Raw genomic sequence first — 17,473 nt, 5'->3', positions numbered from 1 at the left:
TCCGGTGTGGTTACCGGCCGGTTCAGCGGACTGGTAAAGGCGCGGTCAATGAGCGCCGGGCGGCATTAACGAACGGAGTCTTGGGTGGACGGACTGCTTGAAGGATCGGATGGGGTCGTGCGCTGCTTCTGGGCAGGCGACCAGGACGACTATCGCCGCTATCACGACGAGGAATGGGGTCGCCCGGTGAAGGACGACCGCCGGCTCTTCGAGAAGATCTGCCTGGAAGGCTTCCAGTCCGGCCTGTCCTGGCTAACCATCCTGCGCAAACGCGAGAATTTCCGCGCCGCCTTTGCCGGCTTCGCTTTCGAGCGGGTCGCCGAATTCGGCGAGGCCGACGTGGAGCGCCTGTTGAACGATCCCGGCATCGTGCGCCACCGCGGCAAGATCGAGTCGACCATCAACAATGCCCGGCGCGCCAAGGAACTCGTGGTGGAGGCTGGATCGCTGGCGGCCTGGTTCTGGCAGTTCGAGCCCACGGACGCGCAGCGCCCGCAGCGGCTCGATCATGCCGCACTCATCCGCTTGGGGAAAACCGAGACCTCGACCTTGATCTCCAAGGAGCTGAAGAAGCGCGGCTGGAGTTTTGTTGGGCCAACGACCGTATACGCCTTCATGCAGGCGATGGGTTTGGTCAACGACCACATCGAGGGCTGCCATTGCCGCGCCTCCGTCGAAGCGCAGCGCTCCGCATTCGAGCGGCCTATCCCTCGCATTTGAGGGCTGGAAGCAGCCCCAAAAAGAGGCTGGGACCCGCCCCGGACGCACCACCGTGCCGGAACAGGCCCCAGTTGCCTCGCTCGTACGCGGTTAGGGGAGCGAGGCTCTGGCACCCCCGCCAGATAACGGCTCAGAGATGCGATCTCATCCCAAGCCCTATGCTGCTCCGCACGGGCTGCAGAACAGGAATGCCGCGACCGTGACGATCGCGCAGGCGAGGGCAGGATAGAGCACCAGGAGCATGGTGAGCGCGGTTCCTCCGAGCGGGTCGTGCGCATTTGCCGTTTGGCCGCGGGACCCGAAGCCGGGAAGTATGCCGCCAGCCGTCGCCCGCTCTGGCCGCCGCGCCAGACGGTTGTCCCGAAGCTTCTCGCCGGCGCTTGTAGTCAGGGTAGACACGATAATTGCCTTTCCGATTTGCATGCCCGGAAGATCGTATGATCGGGCAACCGACCGGTGCCGGACCGTTCCGTTGTATGTTTCCGTGTAGTTTCCAGCTGTTACGCAAGGCAGGTGATGGCTCCGGCTGCATTGCGATGGAGGAACAGAGAAATGAAGCACGCCGGTCCGCTGCTCCCTCCTGGACGAGCTTGCGCACGATCGCCTCGAGCCGTGAGTTGAGGCGTGGCAGTTCGGCGCAATCAGCAGATGCAGGCCGTCGAATCCGACCCGCGGTCTACGCCCTTGTTGCCAATATGCTGCGCGCACGCGGCGGAGCCGTTACACTTGCTGCTGTGCCCTCCATCGTCTAGGACACGGCCGCTCTCCTCCAGGTCGCGAGTACGAAAGAACATGGCCGACAGATCGGAAAAAATGAAAGCGCGTCTGCCGCGCGGGTTCATCGATCGTTCGCCCGAGGACATCCGCGCCGTCGAGAAGATGATGGCGACGATCCGCGAGGTCTACGAACTCTACGGCTTCGAGCCCGCCGACCAGCCGCTGATCGAATATACCGACGCACTCGGCAAATTCCTGCCGGACCAGGACCGGCCGAACGAGGGCGTTTTCTCTTTCCAGGACGACGACGAGCAGTGGCTGTCGCTACGCTATGACCTCACCGCGCCGATGGCGCGCTACGTGGCCGAGAACTGGGAGAGGCTGCCAAAACCGTTCCGCAGCTATCGCTCGGGCTGGGTGTTTCGCAACGAGAAGCCCGGCCCCGGCCGCTTCCGCCAGTTCATGCAGTTCGACGCCGACACGGTCGGCACACCGGGCGTGGCGGCCGACGCCGAGATGGCGATGATGATGGCCGACGTCATGGAGGCGCTCGGCATCAAGCGCGGCGACTATGTGATCCGCGTCAACAACCGCAAGGTGCTCGACGGCGTGCTCGAGGCAATCGGGCTCGGCGGCGACGAGAATGCCGGCCGCCGGCTCACCGTGCTGCGGGCGATCGACAAGCTGGACAAGTTCGGGCCGGAAGGCGTGCGCCTGCTGCTAGGCGCGGGCCGTTGGGACGGCGGCAAGGAAGGCGAGGGGGATTTTACCAAGGGCGCGGGGCTCAGCGAAGAGCAGATAAACCGCCTAGTTGGCTCGTTCATGCATTTGCGGCCGAACGCTGGTCAGTCAGATCAAGACTATCTTTCTGCATTCTTTGAAGATCTGCGCTCGACCGTCGTTGACACACCGATTGGCATGCAAGGCGTGACCGAACTCGAAGAGATCGCTGAGTTGTGTCGCGCTGCTGGTTACGGCCCCGACCGTATCAAGATCGACCCCTCAGTCGTGCGCGGCCTCGAATATTACACCGGCCCTGTCTACGAGGCCGAGCTTCTCGCCGAAATCCCCAACGAGGAAGGCCAGATCGTTCGCTTCGGCTCGGTCGGCGGCGGCGGGCGCTATGACGGCCTGGTCTCGCGCTTCCGCGGCGAGCCGGTGCCGGCAACCGGCTTTTCGATCGGCGTGTCGCGCCTGATGACGGCGCTGAAGAACCTTGGCAAGCTGGACACCTCGAACGTGACCGGTCCGGTCGTGATGCTCGCGATGGACAAGGATACGGAGAGTCTCGGCCGCTATCAGCGCATGGTCGGCGAACTCCGGCAGGCCGGCATCCGCGCCGAGATGTATCTCGGTGGCGCGGGCATGAAGGCGCAGATGAAATATGCGGACCGGCGCGGCGCGCCCTGCGTGATCATTCAGGGCTCCTCCGAACGCGAGGCCGGCGAGGTACAGGTCAAGGACCTCGTCGAAGGCGCGCGCCTGGCGCAAGAAGTCACCGACAACAAGGAATGGCGCGAAAGCCGCCCGGCGCAGTTCTCGGTGCGCGAGGGGCAGTTGGTCGAGGCGGTCCGGGGCGTGCTGGAGGCGCAGAAGGCGGAGCGGGGAAGGGGCGCATAAGTGATTGCGCTTTCACCCGAAGGAACGACAAACCGCGCGGTCTGGCTCCCATGACCACCCTCTCCACCCAGATCCGCACGCTTTTTTCCGCGCGTGGAACCGTGATGGTCGACGTGCCGGTGCTGCAGCCGGCCGACCCGTTCCTCGACATGGCGGGCGAGGATTTGCGACGCCGCATCTTCCTCACCGAGAGCGAGACGGGAGAACAGCTCTGCCTGCGGCCCGAGTTCACCATCCCTGTCTGCCTCGATCACATCGCCAGCCGGGCCGGCACCCCGCGCCGCTACGGCTATGTCGGCGAGGTGTTCCGCCAACGCCGCGATGGTCCCGCGGAGTTCATGCAGGCGGGCATCGAGGATCTGGGCGATCCGGAGATCGCGCGGGCCGATGCCCGCGCCATCGCTGACGCTCATGCGCTGCTGGCGCATGCGCTGCCCGATGCAGAACTCTCGGTGACGGTGGGCGACCATGCGGTGTTCGAAGCCGTGCTTGCGGCGCTCGGGCTGCCCCCCGGCTGGCAGAAGCGGCTGGCCCGGGCATTCGGCGCACCGGAGCAGCTTTCCGCCGCACTCGCAGACCTTTCCGGGCCTCCGGCAAAAGAAAAGGCGGAAAATTCCCGGCCAGACATCGTTGCCTCCGGCCTCGACGCGCTGACGGCCCACATCGCCGCCGAGATGGAGAAGACTGGCCTTTCGACGAGCGCGTCGCGCACGCCGGAAGAAATCGCCCGCCGCCTGATCGAGAAGACGGAACTTCAGAAGGTCAGGCTGCCCGACGAAGCCCTGAGCGCACTAAAAACCTTCCTGGATATCGACGCGCCGCTGGCCGAGGCGCCGCGGCGGCTCCAGGATTTCGCGGACGAGGCGGGACTGGTCATAGACCGGGCGCTGGTCGCGTTTTCGCAGCGGGCGCTTGCGATCCTGGCCGAGGGCCTGCCGGCGGCGTCGATCCGCTACGATGCCGCCTTCGGCCGGCCACTGGATTATTATACTGGGCTCGTCTTCGAGATCGCGGCACCGGGGGAGGCGCGGCCGCTTGCCGGCGGCGGCCGCTACGACCGGCTGCTCACCATGCTCGGCGCCACCGCGCCGATCCCCGGCGTCGGCTTCTCCGTGTGGCTCGACCGCATCGAGGCGCTGCGGGGAGGGCAGGGGTGATGGCGCATTCCCGAGTGAGTGGAGCAGACGCCCCCGGTGCTTCCCTTGGAGGCCCTCGCCCATGCTGACTCTTGCGGTCCCCTCCAAAGGCCGGCTGCGCGAGCAGTCGCTGGAAATTCTCGAGAAGGCAGGGCTGAAAGTCAGCCTCGCCGGCGAGCGGAACTACCGTGCCCGCGTCGAAGGTCGCGACGACGTCGAGATCGCCTTCCTCTCCGCATCGGAGATCGCGGGGGAACTGGGCGCAGGCAATGTCGACCTCGGCGTCACCGGCGAGGACCTGCTGCGCGAAAGCCGCGCCGACTGGGAGAAGCGAGCCACGGTCGCCGCGCGCCTCTGCTTCGGCCATGCCGACGTTGTGGTCGCCGTGCCGGAGGTCTGGCTCGACGTCGACACCATGGCCGATCTTGATGACGTCGCCGCCGATTTCCGCCAGCGCCATGGCCGCCGGCTGCGCATCGCCACGAAATATTGGCGGCTGACCCAGCAGTTCTTCTCGGGCAAGCACGGCATCCAGGTCTATCGGATCGTGGAAAGCCTGGGTGCCACCGAGGGGGCGCCGGCCGCCGGCCTGGCGGACATCGTCGTCGACATCACGACGACCGGTTCGACGCTGAAGGCCAATCACCTGAAGATTTTGGCCGACGGCGTGATCCTCCGCTCGGAGGCATGCCTGGTCGCCTCGCTGCGCTCCCGCACGGCCGCCGAGGAGGCGGCGCTGGCAGGGATCATTCAAACAGTGTCGGACTCAATTCGCGGATGATGCCTGCGACCTCGCGGCACTCTTCCTGACGCGAGCCGTTCCTGCGCCAGGCCAGCGCGATCTGCCGCGATGGCGCGGGCTCGGCGAAGGGCACGATCTTGAGGTCGTGAATCGATCGGCTAGCCTCCGCCGCCATTTCGGGGAGGAGCGTCACGCCCAGGCCATGCCCAACCATCTGCAACAGCGTTGTCAGGCTGGTGGCGCCGTAATTGGCCATGGCGGTCGGCCGGATATGGCTGCAGAGCTTTAACGCCTGGTCGCGCAGGCAGTGGCCTTCCTCGAGCAGCATCAGGCGTTCCAGGGCCGGACTTTCCGGCGCCACCGGCGGGTCGATGAATGCGGCGTCGTGCTCGGGCACCGCCAAAAAGAAGCGGTCCTGGAAGAGCAACTCGGTCTCCAGCGCTGAGTGATCGAGCGGCAGCGCGGCAATGAAGCCGTCGAGGCGCCCAGCCGTCGTTTCCGAGATCAGCGTGTCGGTGATGGCCTCGCGCATCTCGACCTGGAGTTGCGGAAAACGGTCCTTCAGTTCCGACAGCAGTTGCGGAAGCAGATAGGGTGCTATGGTGGGGATCATGCCGAGCCGGAAGCGGCCCTCCATGGGGAGCCGGCCACGCCGGGCGAGCGCCTCGACTTCTCGGATCTGGCTGAGGATCGCTTCGATCCGCGGCTGCAACGCGACCGCCTCCTCCGTCAGACGCACGGAGCGTCCGCCGCGTTCGAACAGGCGGCAGCCGAGCCGGGCCTCCATCTCGGCGATCTGTGAAGAAAGCGCCGGCTGGGTGACGCCGACCAACTCGGCTGCCTGTCCGAAGTGGCGAGTCCTTGCCAGCGCATCGAAATAGAGCATCTGCCGGGTGGAGAGGGTGATCATAAGAAAAAGCTATCAGCAAAATCAGTAAAGAAAATTAGCGCCTATCGAAGAAAGCGTCTAGTCTGGAATCATTCCAGAATCGTGGAGCTTTGACCGGGCGCCAGCGGCCCATCAACAGCTCCAGAGACTCAAGAGCACGATCGGAGACAGACATGGATACAGAAAACAAGGAAAGCACGGGCAAGTGCCCGGTCGCGCACGGCGGCGGCGGACGTGGGCGAGGCAACCGCGACTGGTGGCCGACCCAGCTGGACGTTTCGGTTCTGCATCGCAACTCCGACCTGTCCGACCCGATGGGCGAAGATTTCGACTACGCCGAGGAGTTCAAGAAGCTCGACCTAGACGCCGTGATCAAGGACTTGCATGCTTTGATGACGGACTCGCAGGACTGGTGGCCGGCCGACTTCGGCCATTACGGCGGCCTGATGATCCGTATGGCCTGGCACAGCGCCGGCACCTATCGCATCACCGACGGCCGTGGCGGCGCCGGGGCCGGTCAGCAGCGCTTTGCGCCGCTGAACAGCTGGCCGGACAACGTGAACCTCGACAAGGCGCGCCGGCTGCTATGGCCCATCAAGCAGAAGTACGGCCGCAGGATCTCCTGGGCCGACCTGATGATCCTGGCCGGCAACGTCGCGCTGGAGTCGATGGGCTTCAAGACCTTCGGTTTCGCCGGCGGCCGCAAGGACGTGTGGGAGCCGGAGGAACTCTACTGGGGTCCCGAGGGCACCTGGCTCGGCGACGAGCGCTATAGTGGCGAGCGCCAGCTGGCCGAGCCGCTCGGCGCTGTGCAGATGGGTCTGATCTACGTCAACCCGGAGGGCCCGAACGGCAACCCGGATCCGGTCGCTGCGGCCAAGGACATCCGCGAGACGTTCTTCCGCATGGCCATGGACGACGAGGAGACCGTCGCGCTGATCGCCGGCGGCCACACCTTCGGCAAGACCCACGGCGCCGGCGACCCGTCGCTGGTCGGACCGGAGCCGGAAGCCGGAGCGCTTGAGGATCAGGGCCTCGGCTGGAAGAGCAAGTTCGGCACAGGCTTCGGCGCCGACACCATTGGCGGCGGCCCGGAAGTCACCTGGTCGCAGACGCCGACCAAGTGGAGCAACTACTTCTTCGAAAACCTGTTCGGGTACGAATGGGAATTGGAGAAGAGCCCGGCCGGCGCGAAGCAGTGGCGCGCCAAGAACGCGGAAGCCAGCGTACCGGACGCTCACGACAAGTCGAAGAAGCATGCGCCGACCATGCTGACCACCGACCTGTCACTGCGCTTCGACCCGATCTACGAGAAGATCTCGCGGCGCTTCCTCGAGAACCCGGACCAGTTCGCGGACGCTTTCGCCCGCGCCTGGTTCAAGCTGACGCACCGCGACATGGGCCCGGTGGCGCGCTACCTCGGCCCGCTCGTGCCGAAGGAGACGCTGATCTGGCAGGATCCGATCCCCGCTGTCGATCATCGGCTGATCGACGACAAGGATGTCGCCGCGCTGAAGGCGAAGATCCTGGCATCTGGCCTCTCGGTGTCCGATCTGGTGTCGACCGCCTGGGCGTCGGCCTCGACCTTCCGCGGTTCCGACAAGCGCGGCGGGGCAAACGGCGCACGTATCCGTCTCAGCCCGCAGAAGGATTGGGACGTCAACCAGCCGGCCCAGCTTGCGAAGGTCCTGCAGAAGCTCGAAGCGATCCAGCAGGAGTTCAACGCCTCGCAGGCCGGCGGCAGACAAGTCTCGCTGGCCGACCTGATCGTGCTCGGCGGCAGCGCCGCGGTCGAGAAGGCGGCGAAGGATGCCGGCACGGATGTGACGGTGCCCTTCACGCCTGGACGTGCGGATGCCTCGCAGGACGAGACGGACGTCGTCTCCTTCGCCCCGCTCGAACCGCGGGCCGACGGCTTCCGCAACTACACCAACCCCGGCAAGCAGCAGTTCATGCAGCCGGAGGAGGCGCTGGTCGATCGGGCGCAACTGCTGCGGCTGACCGGGCCGGAGATGACGGTGCTCGTCGGCGGGCTGCGCGTGCTTGGCGCCAATGCCGGCGGATCGAAGCACGGCGTCCTCACCAGCCGCCCCGGCGTCCTGACGAACGACTTCTTCGTCAACCTGCTCAGCATGGACACCGTATGGCAGGCGTTCCCCGGCTCGGAGACCCTCTATGAGGGCCGCGACCGCAAGAGCGGCGAGGCGAACTGGACAGGCACCCGCATCGACCTGATCTTCGGTGCGCACTCGCAGCTCCGCGCCTTCGCGGAGGTCTACGCCTGCGCTGACTCGCAGCAGAAGTTCGTCAAGGACTTCGCCGCGGCGTGGGTCAAGGTCATGAACGCCGATCGGTTCGACCTCGCTCAGACCCTGCGCAAGGCCGCTTAGGCAGTTCTGCTGCCTGAGGGCAGGCTTCGCATCTGAACGGGAAAGGCCGGGGCGTTGTCCCCGGCCTTTCTGATTCGCCACTTGACCCAGGAGGCTCGGCTGGCCGGCAAGGGTAAACTGGCTGGCCCTTTAAGTCGGGAGATGTTGGCGTCAGCTCTGCAAGCTGGCCAGCACAAAATCGGCGCGCTCGGAGGCGCGGGCCTTCGGCAGCAACACGGCATCATAGTCCAGCGCACGAAAAGCCTTCTCCAGACGCTGGTACTCCTCCACGCCGGCCTCGAAGCCGTGCCGCCGCTCCGCATCGGCGACGTAGATTTCCGGCCATGGCGGCGCCAGGAATGCGCGCCGATGGTAGCGGTGGAGCGTGCCCAACTCCTGCAGCACGGGTTCTCCAGTGAGATGCTCAAGGGCGGCAGCGGCGTCGATCAGTCCGCGGTCGAAGAACACCCATCCTCGATGCGCCTCCGCCGCCCGCCGGTCGGCAAGCGCGGTCCTGACCGCGAGTCGCGCAAAGGCCGTCGCGTCGACCCAGGGCAGGGCGCTTCCGGCCGTTGCCAGTTCTTGCTGCACGATGCGGCGGCCTGGCTCCTCGACCACGGAGTGGCCGCGGGCGCGCAACTCCGCGAGCAGGGTCGACTTTCCGCCACCGGAACAGCCGGAAATTGTCACGAAATGCGTGTGCAAGGAGCAGTCCTTTGTCGAATCGGCTGCGCGACCGCGGAAATGGCGGTCAGCAGTCCCGAATTTTGCGGGGAAGATTGTGCCCGGAGAAGACTCGACGAGCGGCAACGACCTTATTGCCTTGGCAGGACTGCCACAACAGCCTCGTGGTGATTCTCGCTTATGGGTTACGCAACCGGCTCTGGCTGCCTCAACACGTACGTGGCGTCAGCAATCGTCGCCGCGTACACCACGTGCGGCGGGCGCACGCCATGGGTCAAAAGCATGCGCCGCACATTTGGCGATGCCCCGGTGACGAAGAAGCGGATGCCGGCGTGCTCGGCCTTGCGGGCGATACGCTCGATGACGTTGGCAGCAGTGGAATCGAGAAGAGGCACTGCGGAAAAGTCCAGGACAAAACTCTTGCGCTGGTCGGCGATGCGGTCGAGCGTCGCGCCCACCGTCGAGGCGGCGCCGAAGAAGAAGGCCCCGGAGAGGCGATAGACGACGACGTCCGGATCGCTGGCCGAGCCGGAATCATAGGGGCGTCCTTCGTCGCGCTGGTCTTCCGGTGCGAGCGGCTGATGGGCTTCCAGTTCCACCGCCTCGGACATTCGGTGGATGAAGAGCAGCGCGCCGAGCGAGAAGCCCACGACGATGCCTTCCGTGAGATCGCGGAAGACCACCAGCAGGAAGGTGACGAGGAGCACCGCCGCATCGCCCCAGGAGGAGCGCAGCAGGGCGGCAAAAGCGGTGCGCTCGACCATGTTGAAGGCGACCACCGCCAGCACGCCGGCGAGCGCAGCGAGCGGGATGTAGCTTGCCAGCGGCGCGGCGAGCAGCATGAACAGGAACAGGAAGACCGAGTGCGCCATCCCGGCGACCGGGCCGTGCGCGCCGGAGCGGACGTTGGTTGCCGTGCGCGCTATGGTGCCGGTGACGCAGATGCCACCGAACAGCGCCGAGCCGATATTGGCGAAGCCCTGCGCGACCAGTTCGCAGTTGGAACGATGGCGCCGCCCCGTCATGCCGTCCGCTACGACGGCCGATAGCAGCGACTCGATCGCGCCGAGAAGGGTGAAGGAAATGGCCGCCGGCATCACCTCCATGATCCGTTCGAGCGACAAATCCGGCAGGGCAGGGGCCGGCAGGGTGCGCGGTATTCCTCCGAACTTGGTCCCGATCGTCGCCACGGGCAGGGCAAACACGGCCGCGACCACGGATGCCACCAGCACCGCGATCAGCATGCCCGGCCAGTGCGGCCTTGTTCGCTTCAGGCCGATGATGACCGCGATGGTGAGCAGCGAAATGCCGATCGTGGCTGGGTTCAGCGTCGGCAGTGCGCCATGAAGCGCGACCAGCTTAGGCAGGAACTCGCCCGGCTCGCCGTCCGGCAGCGACAGGCCGAAGAGTTCGCTGAACTGGCTGGCGAAGATGATCACCGCGATGCCCGCCGTGAAGCCGACGGTGACGGGGTATGGGATGAACTTGATGAAGGTGCCGAGCCGCAGATAGCCGACTGCCACCAGCATGATGCCGGAGAGCATGGTGGCGAGGATCAGGCCATCGACGCCGTAGGCATGCACCGTCGCCAGCACCAGCACGATGAAGGCGCCGGCCGGGCCTCCGATCTGGAAGCGGCTGCCGCCGAGCAGGGAGACGATGAAGCCGCCGACGATGGCGGTGTAGAGCCCGCGATCGGGCGACACGCCAGAGGCGATGGCGATGGCCATGGACAGCGGCAGCGCCACAATGGCGACCGTCAGCCCGGCGATCAGGTCGCGCCGCATCTGCTCGAAGCCGTAGCCCTCTCTCAGAACGGTCACCAGCTTCGGTGTGTATAGGTCGGCGAAACTGGGGGTGGTCTGGCCTCCGTGGTCGGCGGTCTGAGCGGTCATGATGCGATCCTGTAGGAGAGGCGGATCGTCGGCGCGTGCGTCGGCGGTTCGTCTATCGGGTTGATGTTTGTGAGGCGGGGTACTTGAGCCGCACGCCGCGGCCGCCGTCGTCGCTCTTCTGGCGCTCGCCGATGAGCTCGACCCCGGCGGCGGACAGGGCGTCGACGACCTTCGTCAGCGTATCCACAACGCCGCGCACGGTGCCCTCGCTGGCCTCCATGCGCTGAATGGTGGCGAGCGACACGCCGGCCATTTCGGCCAGTTGCGACTGGTCGATGCCCAGCAGCGCGCGTGCAGCCTTCAATTGTCCCGACGTCATCATGGAAAGCGTCTCCACTTCAGCCCGGAATATAGGGTCGATCAGCCGTAGAATTCAAGTCTCACATATCAATGTCGCGGTTTGGAGCGTTAGTGCAGCCGGGTCTTGCCGCGGGAGCGGCGCGCCTGTAGCAGAACGCCGACGGGTCAACCGAACACGGGATTACCGACATGCGACTGGGCGGCAGGCTGGCGGCAGCCATCGAGGTGCTCGAAGACATCGAGCGAAGGCATCGCCCTGCAGCCGATGCGTTGAAGGACTGGGGCCTTTCGCATCGCTTCGCGGGCGCCGGCGACCGGGCGGCGATCGGCAACATCGTCTATGACGCGCTGCGGCGCAGACGCTCGGCCGGCTGGCTGCTTGGCAGCGACAGCCCAAGGGCACTCGCCTTCGGTGCGCTGCTCCTGGAGTGGGGCGAGACGCCGGAGGCTATTAACGCCGAACTCGAGGGCGACCGCTTCGCTCCGCCGCCGCTGAGCGATGAGGAAGTGACGGCTGCGACTTCGAGGCGGCTGGAGGAAGCTCCTTCAGAAATACGCGCCGACGTGCCGGACTGGTGCGTGCCGCTGTTCGAAGCAAGTTTCGACGGAGACTGGGCCGAGGAGGGTCGCGCCCTAGCAGGACGCCCGCCGCTCGACCTGCGGGTGAATGGTCTGCTCTCGAATCGGGATCGCGTTCTATCCGAAATCCGCGAGACCGGCGCGCAGCCGACGGCACTGGCGCCTGAGGGCATTCGCATCCCGCCGATTCGCGGCAACGGTCGCCATCCCAACGTGCAGGCCGAGCCGGCTTTCCGGAAGGGCTGGTTCGAGGTCCAGGACGAAGGTTCGCAGCTTGCCGCCGATCTGGCCGGTGCCCGGCCGGGCATGCAGGTGCTGGATTTTTGCGCCGGCGCTGGCGGCAAGACCCTGGCCCTTGCGGCAGACATGGGAAACAGGGGGCAGATCTTCGCCTATGATGCGGAAAAGCCTCGGCTCGCCCCCATCTTCGACCGCATCCGCCGTGCTGGCGTCCGTGACATCCAGGTTCTTTCGAGACTGGAGCAGTTAAGCGATCTTCGGGAAAGGATGGACCTCGTACTGGTCGACGCGCCCTGCACGGGAAGCGGCACCTGGCGGCGCCGGCCCGACGCGAAATGGCGTCTGACGCAGAAGCAGCTCGACGCGCGAAAGGCGGAGCAGGCCCACATCCTCGAAGCCGCGAAGGCTTTTGTGAAGCCGGGTGGCCGGCTGGTTTACATCACCTGCTCAGTATTCCGCGAAGAGAACCAGGACCAGATCTCGAACTTCCTTGAGAACAACCAGGAGTTCTCGCCCGTCGATCATGGCGTGCTGTTCGAGGCAGCCCATCCGGGGCAATCTGATGTCGCGCGGATTCAGCTGGACCGGGGCATCGTGCTGACGCCTCTGCGCACCGGCACGGACGGCTTCTATTTCGCGTCGCTGCAGCGCGCAGCAGGGTAATCATCCGATTGCGCATTGCATCATCTTTTGTTGCAGTGCAGCAAAAATGATTGCTGATCTTCTCAGGTTTTGCCATAACCTCCGCTGGGAGGATCACATGCCGGCAGTCGCCATTCCGAACACCGATTTCGAGGAGCGCGTTCGCGCCTCCTTCGCGCGCCAGGAAGCGATGAAGACCATCGGTGCCGAACTCACGCGCGTCACGCCGGGTATCGTCGAGATCGAGATGGGTTTTTCGCCCGCGCTCACCCAGCAGCACGGTTTCCTGCATGCCGGCATCATCTCGGCGGCGCTGGATTCTGCCTGCGGCTATGCTGCCTTCTCGCTCATGCCGGAGAATGCAAGCGTGCTCTCCATCGAGTTTAAGGTAAACCTTCTCGCACCGGGCAAGGGCGAACGCTTCCTCTTCCGCGGCTCGGTGACCAAGCCGGGCAAGACGATCGTGGTGGCGGACGGGCAGGCCTACGCTTTTGGGGCGAATGGAGAGGCCCGGCTGATCGCGACGATGACAGGCACCATGATGGCGGTCACCGGGCGGGAGGGGATCGAGGGCTGAGCCGGTTGACGGATTGCCGTTTTCCCCGGGTATACGGACCAGTTCACTGGCGCAACGGAGCAGGCAGGCATGCTGACTGATCTCGCCGGACATCAGGTGCTGTTCGTGATGGCGGCGGAGCCGGAATACGGCCCTCATCTCAGGCGCATGTTCAGGCCCCTGATGACGGGCGTCGGCCCCGTCGAAGCTGGAGTGAGACTCGGAGCCGAACTTGCGCTCCTGGAGGCGGCCGGCCGCAAGCCGGACCTCGTCGTCTCGCTCGGATCGGCCGGTAGCCGCAGCCTCGAGCAGACCGAAGTCTACCAAGCCTCCTCTGTCAGCTATCGCGACATGGATGCTTCGCCGCTCGGATTTCCCAAAGGCGTTACACCCCTCCTCGATTTGCCGGCCACGCTGCCGCTGCCGCTGCGCATCCCAGGCATTCGGGAGGCGAGCCTGTCGACCGGCGCCAACATCATCTCCGGAGCCGCCTACGATGCGATCCCCGAGGACATGGTGGACATGGAGACCTTCGCCGCGCTGCGAGCCTGCCAGCATCTGTCGGTTCCGCTGGTGGCGCTGCGCGGTATCTCCGACGGCAAGGCCGAACTGCGCCATGTCGGCGACTGGACGGAATACCTGCACGTGATCGACGAGAAGTTGGCGCATGCGGTCGACAAGATGGCTGCTGCCTTGGCGAGTGGGGAACTGCAACCTAGGTCGGGGTGATGATGAGGCCCTACTGAAGGGGCAACATCATATCGGAACAGCCCCCTCATCCGGCCGCTTCGCGGCCACCTTCTCCCCGTGGGGGAGAAGAGGGCAGCGCCGAGATCGGCGACCTCCTCTCCCCTCGGGGAGAGGTCCGCCGAGCGTTGCGGAGGCGGGGTGAGGGGGCACGTTTCCCATTGCGCCCGACCCCAACTTTCTCTAAACGCCCGCCATGACGAACACCCCTTCCGAAAATGTCCTGATCATCGACTTCGGCAGCCAGGTCACGCAACTGATTGCGCGGCGAGTGCGCGAGGCCGGCGTCTACTCCGAGATCGTGCCGTTCCAGTCCGCCGAGGAGGCCTTCCGCCGGCTCCAGCCGAAGGCGGTCATCCTCTCTGGCGGCCCAGCCTCCACCACCGAGATCGGCAGCCCGCGCGCGCCGCAGGCCATCTTCGAGGCCGGCGTTCCGGTCCTTGGGATCTGCTACGGCGAGCAGACCATGTGCGCGCAGCTAGGGGGCAGCGTGGAGGGCGGCCACCATCGCGAATTCGGCCGCGCCTTTCTCGACATCCAGGATGATTCCCCGTTGTTCGAGGGGCTCTGGGCCAAGGGCACTCGCCACCAGGTGTGGATGAGCCACGGCGATCGCGTGACGGCGATCCCGTCCGGCTTCCGAGTCATTGGCACGTCGACCGGCGCGCCCTTCGCTGCAATCGCCGATGAGGCCCGCCGGTTCTATGCCGTGCAATTCCACCCCGAGGTGGTGCATACGCCGGATGGCGGTCGGCTGCTTGCGAACTTCGTCCACAAGATCGCCGGCCTGAAAGGCGATTGGACGATGGCGGCCTATCGCGAGCAGGCGGTCGCCGAGATCCGCCGGCAGGTCGGCACCGACAAGGTGATCTGCGCGCTTTCCGGCGGTGTCGATTCATCGGTCGCGGCGCTACTCATCCACGAGGCGGTTGGCGATCAACTCACCTGCATCCTGGTCGACCACGGTTTGATGCGGAAGGACGAGGCCAAGAACGTCGTCGCCATGTTCCGCGAACACTATAACCTGCCGCTGATCCTGGTGGACGCTTCGGATCGCTTCATCTCCGCTCTGGAAGGCGAGGTCGACCCGGAGAAGAAGCGCAAGACCATCGGCCGGCTCTTCATCGAGGTGTTCGAGGAAGAGGCGAAGAAACTCGGCGGTGCCGATTTCCTGGCCCAGGGCACGCTCTATCCGGACGTGATCGAGAGCGTCTCGTTCACCGGCGGGCCATCGGTCACCATCAAGTCGCACCACAATGTCGGCGGCCTGCCCGAGCGCATGAACATGAAGCTGGTCGAGCCGCTGCGCGAGCTCTTCAAAGACGAGGTGCGCGAACTCGGCCGCGAGCTTGGCCTGCCCGAGCATTTCATCGGCCGCCATCCCTTCCCGGGTCCCGGTCTCGCCATCCGCTGCCCGGGCGGCATCACGCGCGAAAAACTCGACATTCTTCGCGAGGCCGACGCGATCTATCTCGACGAGATCCGCAAGGCGGGGCTCTACGACGCCATCTGGCAGGCCTTTGCCGTGCTGCTGCCCGTCCAGACCGTCGGGGTCATGGGCGACAGCCGCACCTACGAGTTCGTCTGCGCGCTGCGCGCCGTCACCTCGGTCGACGGCATGACCGCCGATTTCTTCCACTACGACATGGGCTTCCTAGGCGCCACCGCGACCCGCCTCATCAACGAGGTCCGCGGCATCAACCGCGTCGTCTACGACGTGACCTCAAAGCCTCCCGGCACAATCGAGTGGGAGTGATTTGACACTCCCCGTTTGAGAGGGGTAGGGCCGCAAAGCGGCTGCAACTCCTCAAGCCAGCCGACAGCTCTCTAGACCACCGTCAATGGCCAGGAGCCGACCCTCCGCTGGAGGGTGGTTTCCGACTGCTCGGGAGAAAGGTCGTGGAGCACCATGCCGAGGTGCTGAGCGGGGGCGTCTGGCAACAGCGGATCCCCGGATGGCGCGACGCAGTGGCGATGCTGCTGCTGCTCGGCATCGTGCTCCTGCTCGGTCTCGGCGCCCGGGAGATGGTGGGTCCTTTCGTCCCGGCGCAGCAGGTTCCGATCTCGCTTTCGCCGGCAGCGCTGCCGCTCTACACGCTCGGCACCGTCATGCGCATGCTGGCGGCGCTCGTAGCCTCGCTCGTCTTCACCTTCACCTATGCGACCCTTGCCGCCAAGAGCAGGCGGGCCGAGAAGGTGCTTATCCCCGTGCTGGACGTGCTCCAGTCGGTGCCGATCCTCGGCTATCTGTCGTTTACGGTCCTCTTCTTCGTCTCGCTGTTTCCGGGCAACATCCTCGGTCCGGAACTTGCCGCCATCTTTGCCATCTTCACCAGCCAGGCATGGAACATGGCCTTCAGCTTCTACCAGTCGCTGAAGACCGTTCCGGCCGATCTCGACGAGGTCAGCCGCAGCTTCCGCGAGACAGCGTGGCAGCGATTCTGGCGGCTCGAAGTGCCGTTCGCGATGCCCGGCCTCGTCTGGAACATGATGATGTCGATGTCGGGAGGCTGGTTCTTCGTCGTTGCCGCAGAGGCGATATCCGTCGGGGATCTAAAAATCGCGCTGCCCGGCGTCGGCTCCTACGTCGCCCGCGCCATCGAGGAGCGGGACCTCGCCGCGGTGGGCTGGGCGATCCTGGCCATGGCGGTCGCGATCCTGCTTTACGATCAGCTGCTGTTTCGGCCGATGGTCGCCTGGGCCGACAAGTTCCGCTTCGAGCAGACCGCGGCTCAGGTGGTGCCGCGGAGCTGGGTCCTCGATCTCTTCCGTCGCTCGCCTTTGCTCAACCGTGCCGTTGCGCCGATCGCGGCGGTCATGCGCAAGGGTGTCCGAATGCGATTCTCAGTCGCTTGGAGCCGCAAGGGCGGGAAACGCGTCTCGTTCACAGGCCCTCTGATCAACGTCGTTTGGTATGCCCTTCTGCTCTACTTCGGCAGCTATATGGTCTACCGGATCATCGGCATTGTCGGCTCGGCGCTATCGCTTCATGACGTGAGGATAGCCGCGGCGAACGGCTTCCTCACGCTGCTCAGGGTCGCAATCCTCATTGCCATAGCCTCGGCTATCTGGGTGCCGGTCGGCGTAGGTATCGGGCTGCATCCGGTACTCACGGAGCGCGTGCAGCCTATTGCCCAGTTCCTTGCAGCATTCCCCGCAAACCTCTTCTTCCCCATCGCAGTCTATTCGATCATCGAGTTCCACCTGACCCCGGGAATCTGGCTCAGTCCGCTGATGATCCTCGGTGCGCAGTGGTACATACTTTTCAACGTCATCGCCGGTGCGAGCGCCTTTCCGAGCGACCTGCGCGAGGCCGCCGCCAGCTTCCGCATCCGGCGCTGGCGCTGGTGGCGTGACGTGATGCTGCCCGGGATCTTCCCCTATTACGTGACCGGCGCGATCACCGCGGCGGGCGGCGCCTGGAATGCGAGCATCGTCTCGGAGGCGGTCAGTTGGGGGCCGATCAAGCTCAGCGCGTCCGGCCTTGGCGCATACATTGCTCAGATGACCGAAGCGGGCGACTATCCCCGCATCGCTCTCGGCGTGATCGTCATGTCGATCCTTGTCACGGCCACGAACAAGCTGCTGTGGCGGCCCCTCTATGTCATGGCGGAACGCCGTTCGCGGCTCGGTTGAG

Annotated in this window: 15 protein-coding genes; 10 read left to right on the top strand and 5 right to left on the bottom strand. The window is 65.4% G+C overall.

From position 1 onward, the window contains the following. The first annotated feature begins 84 nt into the window (after positions 1-84). Positions 85-720 (top strand): DNA-3-methyladenine glycosylase I, encoded by a 636-nt coding sequence (locus HUI96_RS07210; protein WP_188253972.1) that lies wholly within the window; start codon positions 85-87, stop codon positions 718-720. A gap of 156 nt (positions 721-876) precedes the next feature. Here HUI96_RS07210 and HUI96_RS07205 read toward each other — a convergent pair whose 3' ends face one another. Beyond that, a complete protein-coding gene (locus HUI96_RS07205) occupies positions 877-1,119 on the bottom strand; it encodes a hypothetical protein (RefSeq protein WP_188253971.1) in 243 nt (80 codons plus the stop codon). A gap of 393 nt (positions 1,120-1,512) precedes the next feature. Here HUI96_RS07205 and hisS point away from each other — a divergent pair, with 393 nt between their 5' ends. The 3 genes from hisS (at position 1,513) to hisG (ending at position 4,974) form a co-directional block, all read left to right on the top strand. Beyond that, positions 1,513-3,057, top strand: a complete 1,545-nt coding sequence (hisS, locus tag HUI96_RS07200; RefSeq protein WP_188253970.1) for a histidine--tRNA ligase — start codon at positions 1,513-1,515, stop codon at positions 3,055-3,057. 41 nt (positions 3,058-3,098) lie between these two features. Continuing rightward, a complete protein-coding gene (locus tag HUI96_RS07195; protein ID WP_425299205.1) occupies positions 3,099-4,214 on the top strand; it encodes an ATP phosphoribosyltransferase regulatory subunit in 1,116 nt (371 codons plus the stop codon). Between the two features lie 61 nt (positions 4,215-4,275). Further along, positions 4,276-4,974 (top strand): ATP phosphoribosyltransferase, encoded by a 699-nt coding sequence (hisG, locus tag HUI96_RS07190; protein ID WP_188253968.1) that lies wholly within the window; start codon positions 4,276-4,278, stop codon positions 4,972-4,974. On the opposite strand, the gene HUI96_RS07185 is transcribed toward hisG, so the two are convergent. Beyond that, positions 4,940-5,845, bottom strand: a complete 906-nt coding sequence (locus tag HUI96_RS07185) for a hydrogen peroxide-inducible genes activator (RefSeq protein WP_188253967.1) — start codon at positions 5,843-5,845, stop codon at positions 4,940-4,942. The two genes, hisG and HUI96_RS07185, sit on opposite strands and share 35 nt — an antisense overlap. A 152-nt stretch (positions 5,846-5,997) precedes the next feature. On the opposite strand from HUI96_RS07185, the gene katG reads away from it, so the two are divergent. After that, on the top strand, positions 5,998-8,214 hold the full coding sequence (gene katG, locus HUI96_RS07180) for a catalase/peroxidase HPI (protein WP_188253966.1): 2,217 nt from the start codon (positions 5,998-6,000) through the stop codon (positions 8,212-8,214). A gap of 150 nt (positions 8,215-8,364) precedes the next feature. Here the strand turns inward: katG and HUI96_RS07175 are convergent, their stop codons facing one another. The 3 genes from HUI96_RS07175 to HUI96_RS07165 form a co-directional block, all read right to left on the bottom strand. Then, the gene (locus tag HUI96_RS07175; protein ID WP_188253965.1) at positions 8,365-8,898 is read right to left on the bottom strand and encodes an AAA family ATPase; all 534 of its coding nucleotides are present in this window, start codon (positions 8,896-8,898) and stop codon (positions 8,365-8,367) included. 164 nt (positions 8,899-9,062) lie between these two features. Continuing rightward, the gene (locus HUI96_RS07170) at positions 9,063-10,772 is read right to left on the bottom strand and encodes a SulP family inorganic anion transporter (protein ID WP_188253964.1); all 1,710 of its coding nucleotides are present in this window, start codon (positions 10,770-10,772) and stop codon (positions 9,063-9,065) included. Between the two features lie 52 nt (positions 10,773-10,824). Continuing rightward, complete coding sequence (locus tag HUI96_RS07165; RefSeq protein ID WP_188253963.1) at positions 10,825-11,094, bottom strand: helix-turn-helix domain-containing protein; 270 nt, start codon at positions 11,092-11,094, stop codon at positions 10,825-10,827. Positions 11,095-11,261: 167 nt separating this feature from the next. Here HUI96_RS07165 and HUI96_RS07160 point away from each other — a divergent pair, with 167 nt between their 5' ends. From HUI96_RS07160 to HUI96_RS07140, 5 genes are all read left to right on the top strand, one after another. Then, entirely contained in the window at positions 11,262-12,554 is a 1,293-nt protein-coding gene (locus HUI96_RS07160) for an RsmB/NOP family class I SAM-dependent RNA methyltransferase (protein ID WP_188253962.1), read from the top strand. Positions 12,555-12,651: 97 nt separating this feature from the next. Continuing rightward, positions 12,652-13,110, top strand: a complete 459-nt coding sequence (locus HUI96_RS07155; protein ID WP_188253961.1) for a PaaI family thioesterase — start codon at positions 12,652-12,654, stop codon at positions 13,108-13,110. A gap of 69 nt (positions 13,111-13,179) precedes the next feature. After that, the gene (locus HUI96_RS07150) at positions 13,180-13,818 is read left to right on the top strand and encodes a 5'-methylthioadenosine/S-adenosylhomocysteine nucleosidase (protein WP_188253960.1); all 639 of its coding nucleotides are present in this window, start codon (positions 13,180-13,182) and stop codon (positions 13,816-13,818) included. A gap of 214 nt (positions 13,819-14,032) precedes the next feature. Then, positions 14,033-15,592: a glutamine-hydrolyzing GMP synthase gene (gene guaA / locus HUI96_RS07145; RefSeq protein WP_188253959.1), complete on the top strand. Its 1,560-nt coding sequence runs from the start codon at positions 14,033-14,035 to the stop codon at positions 15,590-15,592. Between the two features lie 143 nt (positions 15,593-15,735). Beyond that, positions 15,736-17,472, top strand: a complete 1,737-nt coding sequence (locus HUI96_RS07140; RefSeq protein WP_188253958.1) for an ABC transporter permease subunit — start codon at positions 15,736-15,738, stop codon at positions 17,470-17,472. Position 17,473 lies beyond the last annotated feature (1 nt).

Origin of the sequence: Pseudaminobacter soli (ex Zhang et al. 2022) (assembly GCF_014595955.1) — a bacterium.
Taxonomy (GTDB): domain Bacteria; phylum Pseudomonadota; class Alphaproteobacteria; order Rhizobiales; family Rhizobiaceae; genus Kumtagia; species Kumtagia pseudosoli.
Note: the sequence above shows the minus strand (reverse complement) of the source record. Positions and strands in the feature narration are given on the sequence as shown.

What these genes read in the sequence shown, in the direction of transcription:
- katG (WP_188253966.1), top strand. Translation starts at nt 5,998, where the DNA reads ATGGATACAGAAAACAAGGAAAGCACGGGCAAGTGCCCGGTCGCGCAC.
- HUI96_RS07165 (WP_188253963.1), bottom strand. Translation starts at nt 11,094, where the DNA reads ATGATGACGTCGGGACAATTGAAGGCTGCACGCGCGCTGCTGGGCATC.
- guaA (WP_188253959.1), top strand. Translation starts at nt 14,033, where the DNA reads ATGACGAACACCCCTTCCGAAAATGTCCTGATCATCGACTTCGGCAGC.
- HUI96_RS07185 (WP_188253967.1), bottom strand. Translation starts at nt 5,845, where the DNA reads ATGATCACCCTCTCCACCCGGCAGATGCTCTATTTCGATGCGCTGGCA.
- HUI96_RS07170 (WP_188253964.1), bottom strand. Translation starts at nt 10,772, where the DNA reads ATGACCGCTCAGACCGCCGACCACGGAGGCCAGACCACCCCCAGTTTC.
- HUI96_RS07160 (WP_188253962.1), top strand. Translation starts at nt 11,262, where the DNA reads ATGCGACTGGGCGGCAGGCTGGCGGCAGCCATCGAGGTGCTCGAAGAC.
- hisS (WP_188253970.1), top strand. Translation starts at nt 1,513, where the DNA reads ATGGCCGACAGATCGGAAAAAATGAAAGCGCGTCTGCCGCGCGGGTTC.
- HUI96_RS07155 (WP_188253961.1), top strand. Translation starts at nt 12,652, where the DNA reads ATGCCGGCAGTCGCCATTCCGAACACCGATTTCGAGGAGCGCGTTCGC.
- hisG (WP_188253968.1), top strand. Translation starts at nt 4,276, where the DNA reads ATGCTGACTCTTGCGGTCCCCTCCAAAGGCCGGCTGCGCGAGCAGTCG.
- HUI96_RS07150 (WP_188253960.1), top strand. Translation starts at nt 13,180, where the DNA reads ATGCTGACTGATCTCGCCGGACATCAGGTGCTGTTCGTGATGGCGGCG.